An 18226-nucleotide genomic window follows, 5' to 3' on the forward strand; every position below is an offset into this window, starting at 1 on the left:
CGCAGGTCGAATACCGCGCTACCGTACCCCCCGGTCCGGCCCGGGCGTGGGACGGGCCGCCCCGCTGGGACCGCCCGCCGCGGTGGGGAGTTCGACCCCCGGGGGCGCTCAGCCGCCGAGCAGCACCACGTCGACCTCGCTGCCCGCGGGCAGCTCGGTGACGTCCTCGGGCACGGTGATCAGGCAGTCGGCCCGGGCCAGCGCGCCGACCAGGTGCGACCCGGCCCCGCCGACCGGCTCGACCAGGCCGTCCGCCGCCGTGTACCGGCCGCGCAGGAACTGCCGGCGCCCGGCGGGCGAGCGCAGCGCCACCGGGCAGTGCGCCCGGACGACCGGGCGGTGGATGTCCTCGGCGCCGAGCATCGCGCGGATCACCGGGCGGACGAACAGTTCGAAGGAGATGTACGCGCTGACCGGGTTGCCGGGCAGCGCCATCAGCGGCACGCCGGCGCCGGGGCCGATCCGGCCGAAGCCCTGCGGCTTGCCGGGCTGCATCCGCAGCCGGCGGAAGTCCACCCCGCCGTACTCGGCGAAGACCTCCTTGACCACGTCGTACGCGCCGACGCTGACGCCGCCGCTGGTGACGATCAGGTCGGCCCGGCCGAGCTGGTCCTCCAGCACGGCGCGCAGCCGGGCCGCGTCGTCGGGGACCCCGCCGACCCGGTAGGCGATCGCGCCGGCGTCGAGGGCGGCGGCGGTGAGGGTGAAGCTGTTGGAGTCGGTGATCTGCCCGGGGCCGACCGGATCGCCGGGCTGGACCAGCTCGCTGCCGGTGGAGAGCACCACGACCCGCGGGCGCGGGCGGACGGTGACGGTGGCCCGGCCGATCGCGGCGAGCAGGCCGAGCTGGGCGGGGCCGAGCCGGGTGCCGTCGGTGAGCACCAGGCTGCCGGCGGCGACGTCGCTGCCGCGGCGGCGGATGTGGGCGCCCTCGGCGACCGGGCGCAGCACCCGGACCTCCTCGCCCTCGACCGGGGCGGTCATCGCGTCGGCGGCGCGGCCGGTGCCGGTGCCGCCGTCGGTCCACTCGACCGGGGCGACGGCGGCGGCGCCGGGCGGCAGCGGCGCGCCGGTCATGATCCGGGCGGCCTGGCCGGGCCCCACGGTGGGGAGCTCACCGGCGCCGGCGGCGATGTCGCCGACCACCGCGAGCACCGAGGGGTACTCGGCGCTGGCCCCGACGGTGTCGGGGGTGCGCAGGGCGTAGCCGTCCATCGAGCTGTTGTCGAACGGCGGCAGGTCGCCCTCGGCGAGGACGTCCTCGGCCAGCCGGCAGCCCTGCGCGTCGAGCAGCTGGAGCTCGATCGCGGGCAGCGGGCCGACGGCGGCCAGGACGTCCGCGAGGTGCTCGTCGACGGTCCACAGACCGTCCGGACGGGCACCGGGGCGGGCGGCCGGGGCCGGGTCCGCGGAGTCGTCGCAGCAGGCTGCGGGGGTGGTACCGCTCTCCGTGGACCCGGTCATCGGCGCGCTCGCTCTCTGTCGGTGTGTCAGTCCTGCAGCTCGGAGGCGACGAACTCGCGCAGCCAGGCGCGGAAGTCCGGGCCGAGGTCCTCGCGCTCCGAGGCGAGACGGACGATAGCGCGCAGGTAGTCCGAGCGGTCGCCGGTGTCGTAGCGGCGGCCCTTGAAGAGCACGCCGTGGACCTGGCCGCCGGTGTCGGCGGGGCGGGTGGTGAGCTCACGGAGGGCGTCGGTGAGCTGGATCTCGCCGCCGCGGCCGGGCGGGGTCTCCCGCAGCACGTCGAACACGGACGGGTCGAGCACGTACCGGCCGATGACGGCGTAGTTCGACGGGGCCTCGGCGGTGTCCGGCTTCTCGACCAGGTCGGTCACCTGGAAGACGTCCTCGCCGACGCTGCTCGGCTTGACGGCGGCGCAGCCGTACAGGTGGATCTGGGCGGGGTCGACCTCCATCAGCGCGACGACCGAGCCGCCGAGCTCCTGCTGGACCTCGATCATGCGGGACAGCAGCGGGTCGCGGGGGTCGATCAGGTCGTCGCCCAGGAGGACGGCGAAGGGCTGGCCGGCGACGTGCTGCTCGGCGACCGAGACGGCGTGGCCGAGGCCCTTGGGGTCGCCCTGGCGGACGTAGTGCATGTTGGCGAGCTCGACGGACTCGCGGACCCGGCGGAGGCGGTCCTGGTCGCCCTTGCGGGCGAGCAGCTCCTCCAGCTCGTAGGCGCGGTCGAAGTGGTCCTCCAGGGCGCGCTTGTTGCGGCCGGTGACCATCAGTATGTCGGACAGCCCGGCGGAGGCGGCCTCCTCGACGACGTACTGGATCGCCGGCTTGTCGACGACGGGCAGCATCTCCTTCGGAGTGGCCTTGGTGGCCGGCAGGAATCGGGTACCCAGACCGGCCGCGGGGACCACTGCCTTGGTGACCGGGATACGGGAGTTCGTCGTCGTCATGCGTTTACCTTACTAAGGCACGTATTTCGCCTGACCGGGCGCAGTTGACCGATGCTTGGGCAGCACGTCGCCGGACCCGGCCGCGATGGCAGGCAAGGGGGACGTACCGGGTGGGGTGAGGGGGTCCCCTCCGGCACAGGGCGACAGATTACCCGGGTTTTCCGAACGGTCACGTTCGGCTGCGAAGACATCGTCCGGCGACGGGGAATCGGCCGCCGATCCGGTCGCCGATCCAGCCTGCGATCCGGTCGGCGGAACGTTCCGGGCAAAGGCGGCCGGGGCGGCCGGGCGCCAGCAGTCGCCGCCGGCCGCGCGGGCCGCGGCGAGCGCCCGGTCGGCGGCCCGCAGCAGGACGGCGGCGTGGGTGCCGTCCCCGGGCAGCACGGCCAGGCCGATCGCGGCGGTGAGCCCGTTGCCGTGCGGGCGCCGGTCGGAGCGCTCGCCGGAGGACCAGTCCAGCAGCAGGTGGCGGCGGACCGACCAGACCAGCCGGTCGGCGACCTGCGCCGCGCCCTCGGCCCCGGTGTCCGGCAGCACCACCAGGAACTCCTCGCCGCTGTAGCGGCCCAGGGTGTCGGAGCGGCGGATCTCCATGCCGAGCCGCTGGGCGAGGTCGCGCAGCACCGTCCCGGCCCGGGCCCGGCCGTGCTCGGCGACCACCGCGTCGAACCCGCTGATCTCCAGCAGCAGGACGGCCAGCGGCCGCGGCCCGTCCTGCGGGTCGTGCTGCTCGGCCCGGCGGGCCCGGTCGATCTCCCGGTCCAGGGTGAGCTGGAGGTGCCGGTAGTTCCAGACGCCGGTGACCGGGTCGCAGGAGGCGGTGCGCTCCAGCTCGGCGCAGCGGCCCTCCAGTCCGGCGACGCGCTCGCGCAGCCCGGCCTCGCGCGCCGCCGCACGGGCCGCGCCGCGCCGCAGCCGGACGCCGAGGACGACGGTGCCGGCCAGCGCGGGGGCGCTCAGCACGGCCAGGGCCTGGACCAGCAGCGGGGTGGACATCGGGGGGTGCCTTCCGCATGTCAGGCTCTGGGCGTCCCGGTCGCGCAGGCGTCAGGGGTCCAGAGCGGTCGTGGTCGGAGCGGTGGAGGAACGGTGGGCCATCCCATGCACAACGAGAAGGGCGCGCTGAGGACACGGCTGCTGTCCGCGCGGCGGGCACTTCCGGCCGAGGCCCGGGAGCGGGCCGCCGAGGCGCTGGCCGGGCACGCGGGCGAGCTGGCGGCGGCGACGCCGGCCGGTCCGGCCGGGGCGGCGGCCACGGTGGCCGCGTACGTCTCGGTGGGCGCCGAGCCGGGCACCCGCCCGCTGCTGGACGCGCTGCGGGCCTGCGGGCTGCGGGTGCTGCTGCCGGTGCTGCTGGCCGACAACGACCTGGACTGGGCGGAGTATGCGGGTCCTGGGGCGCTGGCCCCGGCCGGGCGCGGGCTGCTGGAGCCGGTGGGCGAGCGGCTCGGGCCGGAGGCGGTGACCGGGGCCGGGCTGGTGCTGCTGCCGGGGCTGGCGGTGGACCGGCGGGGGCTGCGGCTGGGGCGGGGCGGCGGCTCGTACGACCGGGTGCTGGCCCGGCTGGAGCGGGCCGGGACGCGGCCGGTGCTGGCGGTGCTGCTGTACGAGCACGAGCTGCTGGACGCGGTGCCGGCGGAGCCGCACGACCGGCCGGTGGACCTCGCGCTGACCCCGTCCGGCGCCCACCGGCTGGGGTGAGGCGAAACACGAAGGCCCCGCGCCCCCCGGGGTGTCCGGGGGGCGCGGGGCCTTCGTGGCGGGCGGGGCGTCAGCCGGTGGTCAGCGTCAGCTTGTGCTTGGTCGCCTTCTCGACCGCGTCCGGTGAGAAGGACCAGGTCAGCAGCTTGCCCTTGAGCCAGAGGTCGGTCTGGTCGTTGTAGTTGTCGTGGAAGGCGTGCCCGGAGGCGCCGCCGACGGTGATCCAGCGGGAGGCGTCGAGATCGTTCAGGTCGATCACCATGCGCATCGAGGGGATCCAGTCGACCTGGTACCCGGCGGCCGCGTTCCAGCCCGCCGCGTCGACCGCCGCCGAACCGCCGGAGAGGCGGTAGGGGCCGCGGTTGAGCAGCTGGTGGACGACGCCCGAGGCGATCGAGGAGTCGTCCGAGCCGAGGGTGCGCTCGCGCAGCTCCAGCTTGTGCAGCCGGCCCCAGCTCCAGGTGGTGATGTCCTTGGTGAGCAGCGAGGTGAGCTCCTGGCGGGCGTTGGTCATCGCCTCGCGCAGCAGGTTGTCCAGGCCCTTCTGCTCCTTGTGCTGGGAGTCGATGTACGTCCACCAGCCGCTGTCGGGCTTCTCCAGCTGCTGCCGGACCACCTCGGTCCAGCGGTCGCCGCCGTCCGGCTGGGCCTGGGCGGGGTCGCGGGTGCCGCACTCGGTGACGATCTTCGACTTGCTGTCCGGCCGGGTCGGGTCGATCTGCTGGCGGACCAGCAGGCAGTTCTGCTCGGCCCGCAGGTCGGCCGGGAACTTCTGGCCGAAGGCCAGGGTGAGCAGCTGGCGCCAGACGCCGTTGTAGTAGGCGGCGGCGGCCGAGTCGGCGTCCTGGTGGTAGTTCCAGTCCTTCAGCAGGTCCTGCGCCTCGCGCACGTAGGGGTCGTCGACCTCGACCTTGAGCAGCATCGGGACCAGGGTCTTGGCCAGGATGCTGGTGTTGTCGAGCTGCATGTCCTGCATGTCGTCCGGCGAGATCTTGCCGTTGTTCTTCAGCCGGGCCTCCAGCTGGTCGGTGATCTCCTTGGCCCGGGTGCCGTACTCCCAGTCGGTGGTCAGCGCGACCTTGTACGTCGGGTCGACCACGGCCTGGTTGGCGGTGACGATGTAGCCGCTGGCGGGGTTGAGGCTCCACGGCAGGGCGCTGAACGGGACCGGGTCCTTCTTCCACTGGTAGGCGGAGTCCCAGCCCGGCGCCGGGTAGCGGCCGTCGCCCTTGCCGCGCACCGGGATGTACCCGGGGGCCTGGTAGCCGATGTTCTTGGCGTCGGCGTAGATGAGGTTCTGGGCCGGGACGGCGAAGTCCGCGGCGGCCTTCTGGAAGTCCTCCCAGCCCTTCGCGCGGTCGAGCGCGAAGACGGCGTCCATGGTCCTGCCCGGGATCAGCGCGGTCCACTGCAGGGCGACGCCGTAGCCGCCGGTGCCGCGGTCCGGGGCGGAGGCGCCGTTGGGCGCGTACTTGCCGACGTTCTGCTGCTCGGTGCTCGGGTCGGAGATCAGCGGGGCGCCGGTCCGGGTGGTGCGGACGGTGATGGTGCGGTCCTCGCCGCCGGCGACCTTGATGGTCTCCTTGCGGAGCTCGAACTTCTGCTCCGCGCCGTCGACCAGGTAGGTGTCCGGGCCGGTCACCTTCTCCAGGAAGAGGTCGGTGACGTCGGCGCCGAGGTTGGTGAAGCCCCAGGCGATGTCCTTGTTGTGGCCGATGACCACGCCGGGCATCCCGGCGAAGGTGAAGCCGGAGACGTCGTACTGGCAGGTCGCGGAGACCGTCCGGCAGTGCAGGCCCATCTGGTACCAGACCGAGGGCAGGCCGGGGCCGAGGTGCGGGTCGTTGGCCAGCAGCGGCTTGCCGGTGGTGGTGTGGCTGCCGGCGACCACCCAGGAGTTGGAGCCGATGCCCTGGCCGTTGCGGCCGAGCAGCGCGGGCAGCGCGTCGATCCCGTCGGTGACGCCCTTGAGCAGCGCCTTGGTGGCGGCGGCGCCCTGCGCGGTGCCGGGGGCGGCGGTGCCGGCGCCGGCCGGGGTGGAGCCGTCGGCCGGCTTGTAGACGGTGCCGTTGAGGGTGCCGGTCTTCACGATGGTGCCGTTGCGGGCGTACGGGTAGTCCGGGTACAGCTCGGCGATCTTCTCCGGGCTGAAGTCCTGGGCGAGCAGCGAGCGGTCGATCTCCTCCTGGAGGTTCCCGGAGAGGTCCCAGGCCATCGCCTTGAGCCAGGAGACCGAGTCGACCGGGGTCCACTGCTCGGGCTTGTAGCCGCCGTGGACGACGCCGAGTACGCCGTACTCCACCGAGGCCGAGGCGCCGCCCGGGTGCTCCTCCAGCCAGGCGTTGACCCCGTCCGCGTAGGCTTGGAGGTTCTTCTTGGTGTCGGCGCCCAGGACGGTGTCGAACTCCTTCTGCGCCACCTGGCGCCAGCCCATGGTGCGGATCATGGAGTCGGTCTCGACCTGGCTGTCGCCGAACATCTCGGAGAGCCGGCCCGCGGTGATGTGCCGTCGGACGTCCATCTCCCAGAAGCGGTCCTGGGCCTGGACGTACCCCTGGGCCCGGAAGAGGTCCTCGGAGGTGTCGGCGTAGAGCTGGGGGATGCCGTTGGCGTCCCGCTTGACGTCGACCGGCGCGCTCAGGCCCGCCACCTTGACACTGCCGTCGACCTCCGGGAAGGACGCGCGGACCGCGGCCACCCCCCGGTAGCCGCCGTAGCCGGCGCCGGCCACCAGCAGTACGACCAGCACGATCACGATCAGACGGGCGCGCCGGAACTTCTTCGAGCGGGGCATCTGGGTCCTTGCGGTCCTCACTGGGGGGCGGGCGGACGTGTCAAGGGCACGGGGCCGTGACAGGGCACCACATTAGGCCGACTCCGCTGGCGGCCGTGCACGGGGGACGCTCACGGTGGGATCGAAGGAGGTCAGAAGCGCTCGGCGACGGAAGGCAAGGCGGGTGAATCTAAAGACCTGGTAAAATGTTAGACTGCGTAACGATCCGCAAGGGGAGTACTTGGCGCCCCCGGTCGCCGCCCCTGACGGTCCCCCGTCCGCCCCCGCCACGTCCGAGGTGCGCCTGCGTGAATGTCGACCACCTGAACCAGCTGCTGCTCGAGTTCTCCGTGATCCTGCTGGTCGCGGTGGTCGCCGTGCGCGTCTCCACGAAATCCGGCCTGCCCAGCCTGCTGATCTACCTCGGCATCGGGGTGGCGCTCGGCCAGAACGGGCTCGGCATCTCCTTCAACAACGCCGAGCTCACCCAGGTGCTCGGCTACGCGGCCCTGGTGGTGATCCTGGCCGAGGGCGGCCTCAAGACCAACTGGCGCGAGGCCAGACCCGTGATGCCGGCCGCCACCGTGCTGGCCACCGTCGGCGTCGGGGTCAGCGTCTTCGTCACCGCGGCCGGCGCGCACTGGCTGGTCGGCCTGGACTGGCGGACCTCGCTGCTGCTCGGCGCGGTCGTCTCCTCCACGGACGCCGCGGCCGTCTTCTCCGTACTGCGGACGGTGCCGCTGCCGCGCCGGCTGACCGGACTGCTGGAGGCCGAGTCCGGCTTCAACGACGCGCCGGTGGTCATCCTGGTCGTCGCCTTCGCCACCGTCGGCGAGCCGGAGCCGTGGTACGTCCTGCTCGGCACGATCCTCGCCGAACTGGCGATCGGCCTGGCCGTCGGCCTCGCGGTCGGCAAGCTGGGCTCGTACGGCGTCAAGCACGTCGCCCTGCCGTCCTCCGGCCTCTACCCGATCGCCGTGCTGGCCCTCACCGTGCTCGCCTACGCCGGCGGCGCGCTGCTGCACGGCTCCGGGTTCCTCGCCGTCTACGTCAGCGCGGTGATCCTCGGGAACTCCAAGCTGCCGCACGGCCCGGCCGTCCGCGGCTTCGCCGACGGCCTGGCCTGGATCGGGCAGATCGGCATGTTCGTGCTGCTCGGTCTGCTCTGCACCCCCGGGACGATGGGCTCGGCCGTGGTGCCGGCGCTGGTGATCGGCACGGTGCTGGTCTTCCTCGCCCGGCCGCTGTCGGTGGTGCTGACGCTCACCCCGTTCCGGCTGCCGCTGCGCGAGCAGGCCCTGCTCAGCTGGGCCGGCCTGCGCGGGGCGGTGCCCATCGTGCTGGCCACCATCCCGATGGTGTCCGGCGCGCCGCTGGCGCAGGACGTCTTCAACATCGTCTTCATCCTGGTCGTGGTCTTCACCCTGCTCCAGGGGCCGACCCTGCCCTGGGTCGCCAAGGGCCTGCGGATCGGCGAGGGCTCGATGGGCCAGGACCTCGGCATCGAATCGGCGCCGCTGGAGAAGCTGCACGGGCACCTGCTGTCCGTCGCGCTGGCGCCGGACTCCCGGATGTCCGGCGTGGAGATCGGCGAGCTGCGGCTGCCGACCGGCGCGGCGGTGACCCTGGTGGTGCGCGAGGGGAGCAGCTTCGTGCCCGACAAGGCGACCGTGCTGCGCGGCGGGGACGAGCTGCTGGTCGTCACCACGGACGCGGTGGGTGAGGCGGCCGAGCGGCGACTTCGCGCCGTGGACAAGGGCGGTAAGCTGGCCGACTGGCTGCACGGGCGCGGGACCTGAAGGTCGCGCGCGGTGTTCACCTTCACTTGGCAGGACAATTTTGGATCCGTCCTGTAATGTCGAGTCCAGCGCGACATCTACGCGCGTACATTTCAGAATGGCTGATACACCACAACCCAACATCTGCCTGAAGCAGAGTTGGCGCGACCGTTCGGCGGCCGCGGCCCGACCCCGGCCCACCGCCGGACCGGCCCGGTATCTACCCCGGTCGACGCGCGAGAGGACGACTCTCGGCGCCGTCGGGGCCACCGCGTGCCCTGCCGCGCTACCAGGCAGCAGGAAGGACCGACCGTGACGGCCCGCCGAACGGTCGAGAGCGTCGAGGACGCCCACAACAGCACTGACACCGCCGGGGGCGCTACGGGCGCCGCGGGCGCCACAAGCGCCGCCGACGCCGCGCGCGCCGCCGTGCCCGCCCGGGTCGGCTACGGGGCTCTGCTGCGCACGCCCGGCGCTTGGACGTTCCTGGCCCCCGCGTTCGTCGCGCGGCTGCCCTACGCGATGCTCAGCATGGGCGTCCTGCTGCTCGTCAAGGACACCCACGGCTCCTACGGCACCGCCAGCACCGTCGCGGCGGTCGCCGCCGTCGCCCAGGCGCTGGTCGGCCCGCAGACCGGGCGGCTCGCCGACCGGTACGGCCAGGCCGCCGTGCTCGTCCCCACCGTCCTGGTGCACGCGGCCTCGGTCGGCACGCTGATCGCGCTCGCGCTCGGGCACGCGCCGGCCTGGAGCCTCTTCCTGGCCGCCGCCCCGGCCGGTGCGAGCGTCCCGCAGATCGGCGCGATGGTCCGCGCCCGCTGGATCTCCACCTTCACCGCCGAGGGCGCGTCCGCCTCCTCCGCCGCCAAGGTGGGCACCGCCTTCGCCTTCGAGTCCGTGACGGACGAGCTCACCTTCGTCATCGGCCCGATCCTGGCCGCCGCCGTCGCCACCTCGATCAACCCCTCGACCGGGCTGATCGCCGAGGCCGCGCTGACCCTGGCCGGCGGTCTGGCCTTCGCCGCCCAGCGGCGCACCGCCCCCGCCCGGGTGGTGCGCGAGCCCGGCGTCCGACAGGCCTCGGCGCTCGCCTCGCCCGGCGTCCGGCTGCTGGCCGGCACCTTCCTCGGCGTGGGCGCCGTCTTCGGCGGCATGCAGGTCTCGGTGAACGCCTTCGCCGACTCGGTCGGGCAGCACGGCGCCGCCGGCACCGTGTACGGCATCTTCGCCGGCGGCTCGATGCTGGCCGGTGTGCTGTACGGCGTGATCGCCTGGCGGCGGTCGGTCCAGCAGCGGATGGTCCTGAGCTACGGCCTGCTGGTGCTGGGCTGCTCGACGCTGTGGGCGATGCCGAACCTGGTCGCGCTCTCGGTCGCCGGGCTGGTCTGCGGTCTGGCCATCGCGCCGACCCTGATCAGCGGCTACACCCTGGTCGAGACGCTGGTCGAGGACGGCGCCAAGACGGAGGCCTTCACCTGGCTGACCGGCGCCATCGGCCTGGGCCTGGCGGTCGGCGCGATGGCGGCCGGGCGGCTGATCGACGCGCACGGGCCGTCGGTCGGGTTCCTGGTGCCGGTGGTCGGCGCCGGGCTCGGCCTGGTCGCGCTGACCACGCTGCGGGAGCTGCTGGTGCCTGCGGGGACGCGCCGCAGCACGGTGGTCGCCGGCTCGGTGGAACGGGGTGCGACGGCCCGGCTGGTGGGCGCGGCCAAGGGCTGACGCGGGGCTCGCGGCGGGGCGCGGCAGGAGCGCGGCGGGGTCGCGGCGGGGTCGCGGCTGACTCATCTCACATTCGAGTCGCTGGACTGATCCATCGGAATGCCGCATCATTGACCATCGTTAGCACTCATCAGGCGAGAGTGCCAGGAGGAAGACAAGTGCCCACGTACCAGTACCAGTGCACCGAGTGCGGCAACGGCCTGGAGGCGGTGCAGAAGTTCACCGACGAGCCGCTGACCACGTGCCCCGACTGCCAGGGACGGCTCCGCAAGGTCTTCTCGGCGGTGGGTGTCGTCTTCAAGGGCTCCGGTTTCTACCGGACCGACAGCCGCTCCTCCTCCAGCAGCTCGGTGGGCTCCGGCTCGTCGTCGAGCACGTCGTCCTCGTCGACGTCGTCCTCCTCGACCTCCTCGTCGGGCACGTCCTCGTCGGGCTCGTCGAGCCCCGCCGCGAGCTCCGCTCCGGCGGCCGGCTGACCTTCGGCCGGACCCCGGCACCAGGTCTTCGGACGGCCCGCCGTTTCCGTTTCGCACGGGTGCGGCGGGCCTTTCGCATGCCCGCGCATGCCCGCGAATGCCTGCGGACCGTCCGACGTCACCGGTGGGCCGGCCGACCCACTCGTGCGGGTGACCCTTTCCGTCCACAGCCCCGGGTTTTCCACAGGCTCGGGAAACGGAGTTCCGGCGGATCCGCGAGCGGCCCAGAGTGGGCACCGCAAGCCCGGAACCCGACCGTGGAGGTACCCGTGCGTACCGGTTCGCCCGCCCTGTCCCCCCGTCCGCTGCCGATCCCGCCGCTCCCCGCGCCGAGCGTTCCGCCCCGGCGGCCGGTGCCGCCGTTCCCGCCGATCGGGGGCCGGGCCGGTCCGCGCGGCCGGCTCCGGCAGGTGCTGAGGGCCCGCCCGCGGGTGCCGGCCGTGCTGCTCCTCGCGATGGCGGCCGCGCTCGCCCTCGGCCCGGCCTGGGCGGACCCGCCGGCGCCGGGGGCGGCGCCGCCGCTCGGCCGAACGGGTTGTCCGGCGGAGGGGGGAGAAAATCACCCGTAACCGGCGCACGACTCCGTCGTTCACGCGGCATGAAGGGCTTCAAGGAATTCCTGCTGCGCGGAAACGTCGTCGAACTGGCCGTCGCCGTGGTCATCGGTGCGGCCTTCACCAACATCGTCAACGCCTTCGTCAAAGGCGTGATCAATCCGATCGTCGGCGCGTTCGGAGCCAAGGACCTCGCGTCCTACAGCTCCTGCCTCAAGGGGCCCTGCGAGGTGAGCGCCACCGGTGAGGTCACGTCCGGGATCCCCATCCTCTGGGGCGGCGTGCTGAGCGCGGCCCTGCAGTTCCTGATCACCGCCGCCGTCGTCTACTTCTGCCTCATCCTGCCGATGACCAGGTTCACCGCCCGGCGCAAGACCCTGGCCGAGGTCCAGGTGGAGGCCGAGGCCAAGGAGGTCCTGCTGCTCACCGAGATCCGCGACGCCCTGGTCACCACGACCCGCTGAACCCCGCCGCCCTTCCCCTGACGCGCCCAGGGCCGCCGGTTTGACGGCCCTCCGGTCAGCCCCCGTGGTGCGGCGGGCGCTGGCTCAGGTACCAGTCCAGCCCTCGTCCACCGCTCTCCCCGGCCCCGGGGCGGTCACCCCAGCCGGCGTCGGTGTCGTCACGGGACTGCCGCTCCAGCGGGTCGCCGAAGATCAGCCGGGCCTTCGCCGCCGACTCCGACTCCGCCCCGGGCTTCGTCCGCTCCGGCCGTTCCGGCCGGGCCGCCGACTCGCCGCCCGTCGTGTCCTTCGCCATCTTCTCCTCCACCGCTCTCGCCGTCCTCCGCCGTGCCCCGCCGCTGATCCGTCCCTGCCCCGCCCCTGACCACCAGCCTAGAAGGCGCCGGGACGCCGGTGGGCCCGGTGCGGAGCGCTCCGCACCGGGCCCACCGGCCGGCGTCGACCCTCAACCCTCGTCACGCGGCCTCGAAGCCCGCGTGGTCGGCGATCTTCTTCAGCTCGGCCAGCGCGTGCTTCTCGATCTGGCGGATCCGCTCACGGGTCAGCCCGTGCTGCTTGCCCACCTCGGTGAGGGTGCGCTCGCGGCCGTCCTCCATGCCGTACCGCGAGCGGATGATCGACGCCGTCCGGTCGTCCAGCCGCCCGATCAGATCGTCCAGCTCCTCACGGCGGAGCATGACCATCACGGCGTCCTCCGGGGAGGTCGCGCCGGTGTCCTCCACCAGGTCGCCGAACTGGGTCTCGCCCTCGTCGTCGACCGACATGTTCAGGCTGACCGGGTCCCGCGCCCAGTCCAGCACGTCCTTGATCCGGGCCTCGGTGGTGTCCAGCTCGGCCGCGATCTCGGCCGGCTCGGGCTCCCGGCCCAGCTCCTTCGACTTCTCCCGCTGCACCCGCCGGATCCGGCCGAGCTCCTCGACCAGGTGGACGGGCAGCCGGATGGTGCGCGACTGGTCGGCGATCGACCGGGTGATCGCCTGCCGGATCCACCACGTCGCGTAGGTGGAGAACTTGAAGCCCTTGGCGTAGTCGAACTTCTCGACCGCGCGGACCAGGCCCGCGTTGCCCTCCTGGATGAGGTCCAGCAGCGGCAGACCGCTGCGCGGGTAACGCCGGGCGACGGCCACCACGAGGCGGAGGTTCGACCGGATGAAGACGTCCTTGGCGCGCTCGGCGTCCTCGGCTATCGCCTCCAGCTCCTCCCGGCGCGCGCCCTCGGGGAGCGCGCCCTCCTCCAGCAGATGCTGGGCGTACACACCGGCCTCGATCCGCAGGGAGAGCTCGACCTCCTCGGCGGCATCGAGCAGGGGTGTCCTGGCGATCTCGTCGAGGTACATGCCGACCAGGTCGCGGTCGGCCTCGAGGTTGGTCGGGCGGGCCGCGCGAGTCCGGTCGGCCCTGTCGCGAACGACGGCACGGGTGGCCATGCTTGCTCCCTTTGCTGGTGTTGCCGAGGTCTGGCTGCCTGCCCCGAGAGGGCAAGGAAGTGCGGGCCCTGCGGGGCTCACACGTAACGATCCAACGAACAGATTCCGGACAACATTCCCAAGTCGCTCAGATTCCTCCGGCAATGCAGTATCCTGCCGATTTTCACCCCGGTTCCGAACGGAGGGTGACCGGTCGGGCACTCGAAGTGCCCCCTTCGGAACCTTTCGGCGCACCCCGGCGCGCGGCCCCTCTCCGGCTCAACCCCGCGGATCCCACGCGCGTTCCCGCGCGGGCCGCGCCCACACCCCGGCGCACGCAGGTTCTCCGCACAAAAGATGCCAAATCGCTATCGCCGCAGTGCGCGATCGGCACAGGCGGCTGGGAAGGTGACAGCCATGCACCTGACCACCAGCTCGCCCACCATCACCCCGCGTGATCGCCACCTGCTCCGGCACGCGGCGCTCGCGGTCTGTTGCGCCGGGCTGTTCGCGGTCGTCGCGGCCTTGGTGCAGACCGGTTGGGGCCTGCTCGCCGGCTTCGACCACAAGCTGATCGACGACCTGCACCGCTACGCGACCGATCACACCGTGTGGACCGCCTCGGTGCAGATGTTCTCCGACATCGGCGGGACGATCACCATGCGCAGCGTGCTCGGGGCGACCGCCCTCTGGCTCTGGCTGATCGGCGCCCGGACGCTGGCCGGCTGGGTGGCGGCCCAGACCCTGGTCGGCTGGGGCGGCCAATGGGTGCTGAAGCTCTCCTTCGGCCGCTCGCGCCCGGCCTTCTCCGACCCGGTCTCGCACGCCGGCGGCCCGGCCCTCCCCTCGGGGCACGCGATGGCCTCCGCGATCACCTGTGCCGTCCTGGTCGGCCTGCTCTGGCCCCGGGCCCGCCGCGCCGGCCGGATCACCGCCTGCTCGATCGCCGGACTCACCGTCCTCGCGATCGGCTCCTCCCGGGTCTTCCTCGGCGTCCACTGGCCCAGCGACGTGCTGGCCGGCTGGCTCGCCGCCGGGATCGTCCTCGGCGCGGTGACCGTCATCGTGGAACTCGCCCGGCCCGGCGCCCTGGCCCGCGACTTCCGCCGAGTGGACTGGCGCACCCGCCCCCGCGTCCAGCGCGTCCTCGTCTCCTCCGGCCGCCCGCCCCGCGCCACCGACCCCGCCACCGACCCCATCGGCGACCCCGTCGCGGACCCCGCCACCGACCCGATCGCCGACCGCCCCGACGGCCTCCTGCGCTGACGCTCCCCCGCCCCGAGGCGGGGCCGCCGTACGAGGAGTGCCTGACCTGCCGGGCCCGGACCGGCCACGCCGAACCACGCGACCCGGGAGGCGAAACGACCGCGGCCCGGGCGGGCGAGATGATCTCACCGACCCGGGCCGCGGTCCACTGCCATCGTGTGCCCCAGGCAGGATTCGAACCTGCGACACCGGCTTTAGGAGCACAGGTGTCAGCACTCTGCGCTGACCTGCGGCTCGCCACGCTGAGCCACCGGCCGCCCAAGCCTCCGTAGATCCCCGAGACTCCCCATGATGACCCGCCCAACCTGGCACGGTCGTGGCACGCCCCGATCCCGCTTCTGGCAGGGTCTAGTTCGCCAGGACGCCAGCCATCATGATGACCTGATGGCGAAGAAGACTGGGGCCAGTCGGTGGCCGCTGATCTCCGTGTGGTTGTGGCTTGACTCGAACGGCAACCCACGCGTGTCGCTGGACCCCGTGAAGGGCGTCCAGCCTAAGCGCATCCCTGCGCCGCGCGACCCCGTTGCCCTGGGAAGTCTTGCGGCACGAGTACGGGGCGCACTCCGGGAAGCAATTGGCGTTGAGGACCCGGAAGCCGCACGAAGGGAGTTGAACCGCTTCCTCGAGGAGTTGAAGGACGCCGAGAAAGCGCACGAGGTCGAGAAGCAGCAAACGAAGCCGAGCGGCTGGCGGAGCGAACCATCACCCACACCTGTACCGGTGGATGCTAAGAGTTCGAGCATCCGCACTGTATCTGGTGGCCTTCCGACCCTTGGACGCCGCCACTGAGTCGCCCGCTCCGGCCGCACACGCAGCCGTCAGCCACCACCTATGATCAACAGGTTTTGAGCTGACGATTCTTCACACTTCGACGCGGGGCCATGGATACGATCACCCAGCTTGTGACCATTGCAGCCGTGGTGCTGGGTGGGCTGACGACCTACTTGACGAACAGCTTGATGGAACGAAGCCGACGCAAGGATGGGCTACGGCTGCGCTGGGATGAGAAGAAGCTAGACGCCTATGCCGACTACGTTGGGCGGGTTCGGACCTCGATCCACATCGCGGTGCTCCTGTATGAGCTGCGCGAAGAGATCCGGATGATGCCTCGCACGGAGCATGAGCTGGCAATGGAGCTGACCGAGGCCAGCGGCGCCCAGGCAATGGCGTTCGAGCGGGTCATGTTGCTCGCCGAAGATGAGGTGATTGAGGCAGCCCACGCCATTCAGGAAGACCTTGCCGCAATCGGCTGGCAGGCACGGGGGGTTGTCGAGGGCACCCTTGCGGGCTGGCGGACACTGCACACTGATGCGTTCAAGGCGATCAACCGGTTCCACGAGGCAGCCCGCGCGGATTTGGGCGTCCAGGGGCGGTTCGAGGGCGAGCGCCACACGGCCCGTGGACTGCTGCTGCCCGGCGCCCGCAATGCCGATGGAGCGACCGATCGGGATTGAGGTGGGCATCGAGACTGGCCCCGACGCCTGCGTTGCCGGAGCCAGTCTCGCGAGATCCACACTCAACCAGCGTCGATACGCCAGCCCTCCAGCGCCAACAATGCCTCCGCCCGCGCCTGGATGACGGCCATCCGCGCCGCCCGCTCGGTCTCGTGACTGTGCGCGGCCTGATGCGTACTCTGCCCCGGCCACTTCCGGTACAGGAGCCCGGTCTCCTCGACGAACCACCCGCGACTGACCGCGTTGAGTGCCAGCAGCAGCCCGGTGTCTTCGGATGCCGGGAGCGCCATCCATCCGCCGACCGCGAGCAACAGCTCCCGCCGGACGCACAGCGTCGCCGGATGTACCTGCGCGCGGAAGTCATGGGCCTTCCAGTGGGCCAGCACCTCTCCGCGCCCAATCGGCCCGGCCGGCGGGTCCTGGTCGAAGCCGACCGTACTCCCGTCCGGGAGAAGATCCAGGACGCGCGATGTCGTCCATGCCACGTCCGGCCGTGCGGTGAGCACAGCGGCATCACGGGCGAGAGTCCCGGGCGGCAGCATGTCATCGGCGTCGAGCACCTTCACGAACTGGCCCGTAGCCCGGGACAGGCCCATCGTCCGCGCCATACCTGCCCGACCATGCCGTCCCTGGCCGAAGCTGATACGCACGTCGTCCGGGACATACGGGACGACATCGTCAGTCTCGCCATCCTGCTGGATGACCCACTGCCAGTCCCAACCTTCCGGAAGTTGCTGCTCCAGCAAGGACTTGTAGGCATCCGCCAGGTACTCGGCAGACGGGCCGTGAACCGCCGTAATGACGGAGATGACGTTGGTCATGCTCACCACCTATCCAGAGGAGTCGTGAACACCATCTCGGTGCGGTCGCCAGGCAACGTGACCTCAGAAACCTCAACCACATTGCCCGTGATGTCGTACGAAATCTTGCGGAGGACCAACACCGAAACACCCGCCTTGAGACCCAGTTCCTCCGTCTCCTCAGCCGTGGGCGAGCGGGCCGAAACACGCTCCTCGATGCGGTCGAGTTCGATCCCGAGTGTGAACAACTGGTTCTGCGTTCCGCCCGGCCAGGGCTCATGGGCAGGGTCCAACAGGGCGGGGTTGGCCTCGACCACCTCGTAGACGAGGTAGGACTTGGCCACATTGAATGGTTCGTCCTCCTCGCGGTAACGCGTCCGGTACGTCCGCTCCAGCAGTTTGGTGCCCACCGGAACCCCAAAGAGGTCAGCCAGATCCTCGTTCGCCTCAGCCTCGCGGAAGTCCGCGCTGAACACGAGGTCCGACACGGTCAGACCAGTGTCGTGCTCCGTCGCCCCCGTCTCTCGGCGAGTGCCTTCTGACTCACGAGCCCGATCCTTCTCCCACTGGTGACGCCCGTTGGTTCGCGTCACAGGCTTGCGGGGCTTGCGGACGAAGTTCCCGCGGCCATGGACCTTGTCCACGAGCCCCTCGGCTACCAACAGGCCCAGCGCCTGTCGAACCGTGTTGAGGCTGGCCTTGTAGCACGTCGTAAGGTCCGGAGTCTCGGTCGGCAGCCGCTCACCTGGCAGCCACTCCCCCGCCTGAATGCGGGTACGAAGGTCGTCCGCAATCCGCTCGTACTTGGCCATATCGGGCCACACCACCGTTCACTCGAAGACCATGACAGCTTAAGTCCTCTCAAGCAGTTGACGCGAGGCTGACGGCCCTTCATAGTTTTCCTCACGTCCTCTAGAGGACCCAAGGAAGGGATCTCTAGAGCTTGGCAGAGCTTTGCCGATTTCGGTGCATAGCTCTGACCTTGGCGGATGCGCCCGGAGGGGTGGGGTGACAGCCCCCTGAAGGCAGTGCTCGTTCCTTGACAACTCCATAGGTCCCGCCGAGAACCCCGCGAAGGGAGGTGTCTGGGGAGAGGCGGAGGTAGACCAGGCGGACGGCCCGTAGCGGGCCCCTGCGGGGGTGAGGGTGCGACTCCCTCCCCGTCCACGTGCAGCACGCCGCGCATCCCGCGCCGGTGGCTGCTTCCTCGGGCCCGTGGTGGGCCGCCGCGCATTCCTTGGCCGGGCGCGCGGCGGCCCTCACGGGCCCACACCGTCTACTCAGAGGTGAACCCGTGAAGTCGATTGTTGCAGGCCAGCGTGCCTGCTCCCCGCTGGAGTTCGCTGAGCTGGCGCTCGGCGTCGACAGTGACCCGTTCGGGTCGCTGTTCGGCGGCGTGGCCGGTGAGAGCGTGAACGAGTACC

General features: G+C 71.8%; 16 protein-coding genes. 8 read left to right on the forward strand and 8 right to left on the reverse strand.

What is annotated here, in order from left to right:
• Positions 1-108 precede the first annotated feature (108 nt).
• Genes glp through ACFP3U_RS27700 form a run of 3 tightly spaced genes read right to left on the reverse strand, consistent with a single transcriptional unit; the run spans position 109 to position 3407 of the window.
• Complete coding sequence (gene glp / locus ACFP3U_RS27690) at positions 109-1464, reverse strand: molybdotransferase-like divisome protein Glp (protein ID WP_380228426.1); 1356 nt, start codon at positions 1462-1464, stop codon at positions 109-111.
• Positions 1465-1490: 26 nt separating this feature from the next.
• Complete coding sequence (galU, locus tag ACFP3U_RS27695; RefSeq protein WP_380228427.1) at positions 1491-2411, reverse strand: UTP--glucose-1-phosphate uridylyltransferase GalU; 921 nt, start codon at positions 2409-2411, stop codon at positions 1491-1493.
• 12 nt (positions 2412-2423) lie between these two features.
• A complete protein-coding gene (locus tag ACFP3U_RS27700; protein WP_380228428.1) occupies positions 2424-3407 on the reverse strand; it encodes a GGDEF domain-containing protein in 984 nt (327 codons plus the stop codon).
• Positions 3408-3512: 105 nt separating this feature from the next.
• Between ACFP3U_RS27700 and ACFP3U_RS27705 the strand changes: the two genes are divergently transcribed.
• On the forward strand, positions 3513-4112 hold the full coding sequence (locus tag ACFP3U_RS27705) for a 5-formyltetrahydrofolate cyclo-ligase (RefSeq protein WP_380228429.1): 600 nt from the start codon (positions 3513-3515) through the stop codon (positions 4110-4112).
• Between the two features lie 70 nt (positions 4113-4182).
• Here the strand turns inward: ACFP3U_RS27705 and ACFP3U_RS27710 are convergent, their stop codons facing one another.
• Positions 4183-6906 (reverse strand): penicillin acylase family protein, encoded by a 2724-nt coding sequence (locus ACFP3U_RS27710; protein WP_380228430.1) that lies wholly within the window; start codon positions 6904-6906, stop codon positions 4183-4185.
• Between the two features lie 287 nt (positions 6907-7193).
• On the opposite strand from ACFP3U_RS27710, the gene ACFP3U_RS27715 reads away from it, so the two are divergent.
• From ACFP3U_RS27715 to mscL, 4 genes are all read left to right on the forward strand, one after another.
• The gene (locus ACFP3U_RS27715; protein ID WP_380228431.1) at positions 7194-8684 is read left to right on the forward strand and encodes a potassium/proton antiporter; all 1491 of its coding nucleotides are present in this window, start codon (positions 7194-7196) and stop codon (positions 8682-8684) included.
• Between the two features lie 408 nt (positions 8685-9092).
• A complete protein-coding gene (locus ACFP3U_RS27720) occupies positions 9093-10382 on the forward strand; it encodes an MFS transporter (RefSeq protein ID WP_380228446.1) in 1290 nt (429 codons plus the stop codon).
• 158 nt (positions 10383-10540) lie between these two features.
• Positions 10541-10858 carry an FmdB family zinc ribbon protein gene (locus ACFP3U_RS27725; RefSeq protein WP_380228432.1) on the forward strand — a complete coding sequence of 106 codons (318 nt, stop codon included), beginning with the start codon at positions 10541-10543 and terminating at the stop codon, positions 10856-10858.
• A gap of 598 nt (positions 10859-11456) precedes the next feature.
• On the forward strand, positions 11457-11876 hold the full coding sequence (gene mscL, locus ACFP3U_RS27730; protein WP_380228433.1) for a large conductance mechanosensitive channel protein MscL: 420 nt from the start codon (positions 11457-11459) through the stop codon (positions 11874-11876).
• 55 nt (positions 11877-11931) lie between these two features.
• On the opposite strand, the gene ACFP3U_RS27735 is transcribed toward mscL, so the two are convergent.
• A complete protein-coding gene (locus tag ACFP3U_RS27735) occupies positions 11932-12171 on the reverse strand; it encodes a hypothetical protein (protein ID WP_380228434.1) in 240 nt (79 codons plus the stop codon).
• A 160-nt stretch (positions 12172-12331) separates the two neighbouring features.
• Complete coding sequence (locus ACFP3U_RS27740; protein ID WP_380228435.1) at positions 12332-13303, reverse strand: sigma-70 family RNA polymerase sigma factor; 972 nt, start codon at positions 13301-13303, stop codon at positions 12332-12334.
• A 396-nt stretch (positions 13304-13699) separates the two neighbouring features.
• Between ACFP3U_RS27740 and ACFP3U_RS27745 the strand changes: the two genes are divergently transcribed.
• The 3 genes from ACFP3U_RS27745 (at position 13700) to ACFP3U_RS27755 (ending at position 16002) form a co-directional block, all read left to right on the forward strand.
• Positions 13700-14548, forward strand: a complete 849-nt coding sequence (locus tag ACFP3U_RS27745; protein ID WP_380228436.1) for a phosphatase PAP2 family protein — start codon at positions 13700-13702, stop codon at positions 14546-14548.
• A 384-nt stretch (positions 14549-14932) separates the two neighbouring features.
• Positions 14933-15337, forward strand: a complete 405-nt coding sequence (locus ACFP3U_RS27750; protein ID WP_380228437.1) for a hypothetical protein — start codon at positions 14933-14935, stop codon at positions 15335-15337.
• Between the two features lie 92 nt (positions 15338-15429).
• Complete coding sequence (locus ACFP3U_RS27755; RefSeq protein ID WP_380228438.1) at positions 15430-16002, forward strand: hypothetical protein; 573 nt, start codon at positions 15430-15432, stop codon at positions 16000-16002.
• A gap of 62 nt (positions 16003-16064) precedes the next feature.
• On the opposite strand, the gene ACFP3U_RS27760 is transcribed toward ACFP3U_RS27755, so the two are convergent.
• Together ACFP3U_RS27760 and ACFP3U_RS27765 are read right to left on the reverse strand one after the other, a co-directional pair.
• Positions 16065-16823 (reverse strand): glycosyltransferase family A protein, encoded by a 759-nt coding sequence (locus tag ACFP3U_RS27760; protein ID WP_380228439.1) that lies wholly within the window; start codon positions 16821-16823, stop codon positions 16065-16067.
• 2 nt (positions 16824-16825) lie between these two features.
• Positions 16826-17614 carry a GntR family transcriptional regulator gene (locus tag ACFP3U_RS27765; protein WP_380228440.1) on the reverse strand — a complete coding sequence of 263 codons (789 nt, stop codon included), beginning with the start codon at positions 17612-17614 and terminating at the stop codon, positions 16826-16828.
• Between the last annotated feature and the right edge of the window lie 612 nt (positions 17615-18226).

The sequence above is a fragment of the Kitasatospora misakiensis genome (assembly GCF_042656005.1).
Lineage (GTDB): Bacteria > Actinomycetota > Actinomycetes > Streptomycetales > Streptomycetaceae > Kitasatospora > Kitasatospora misakiensis.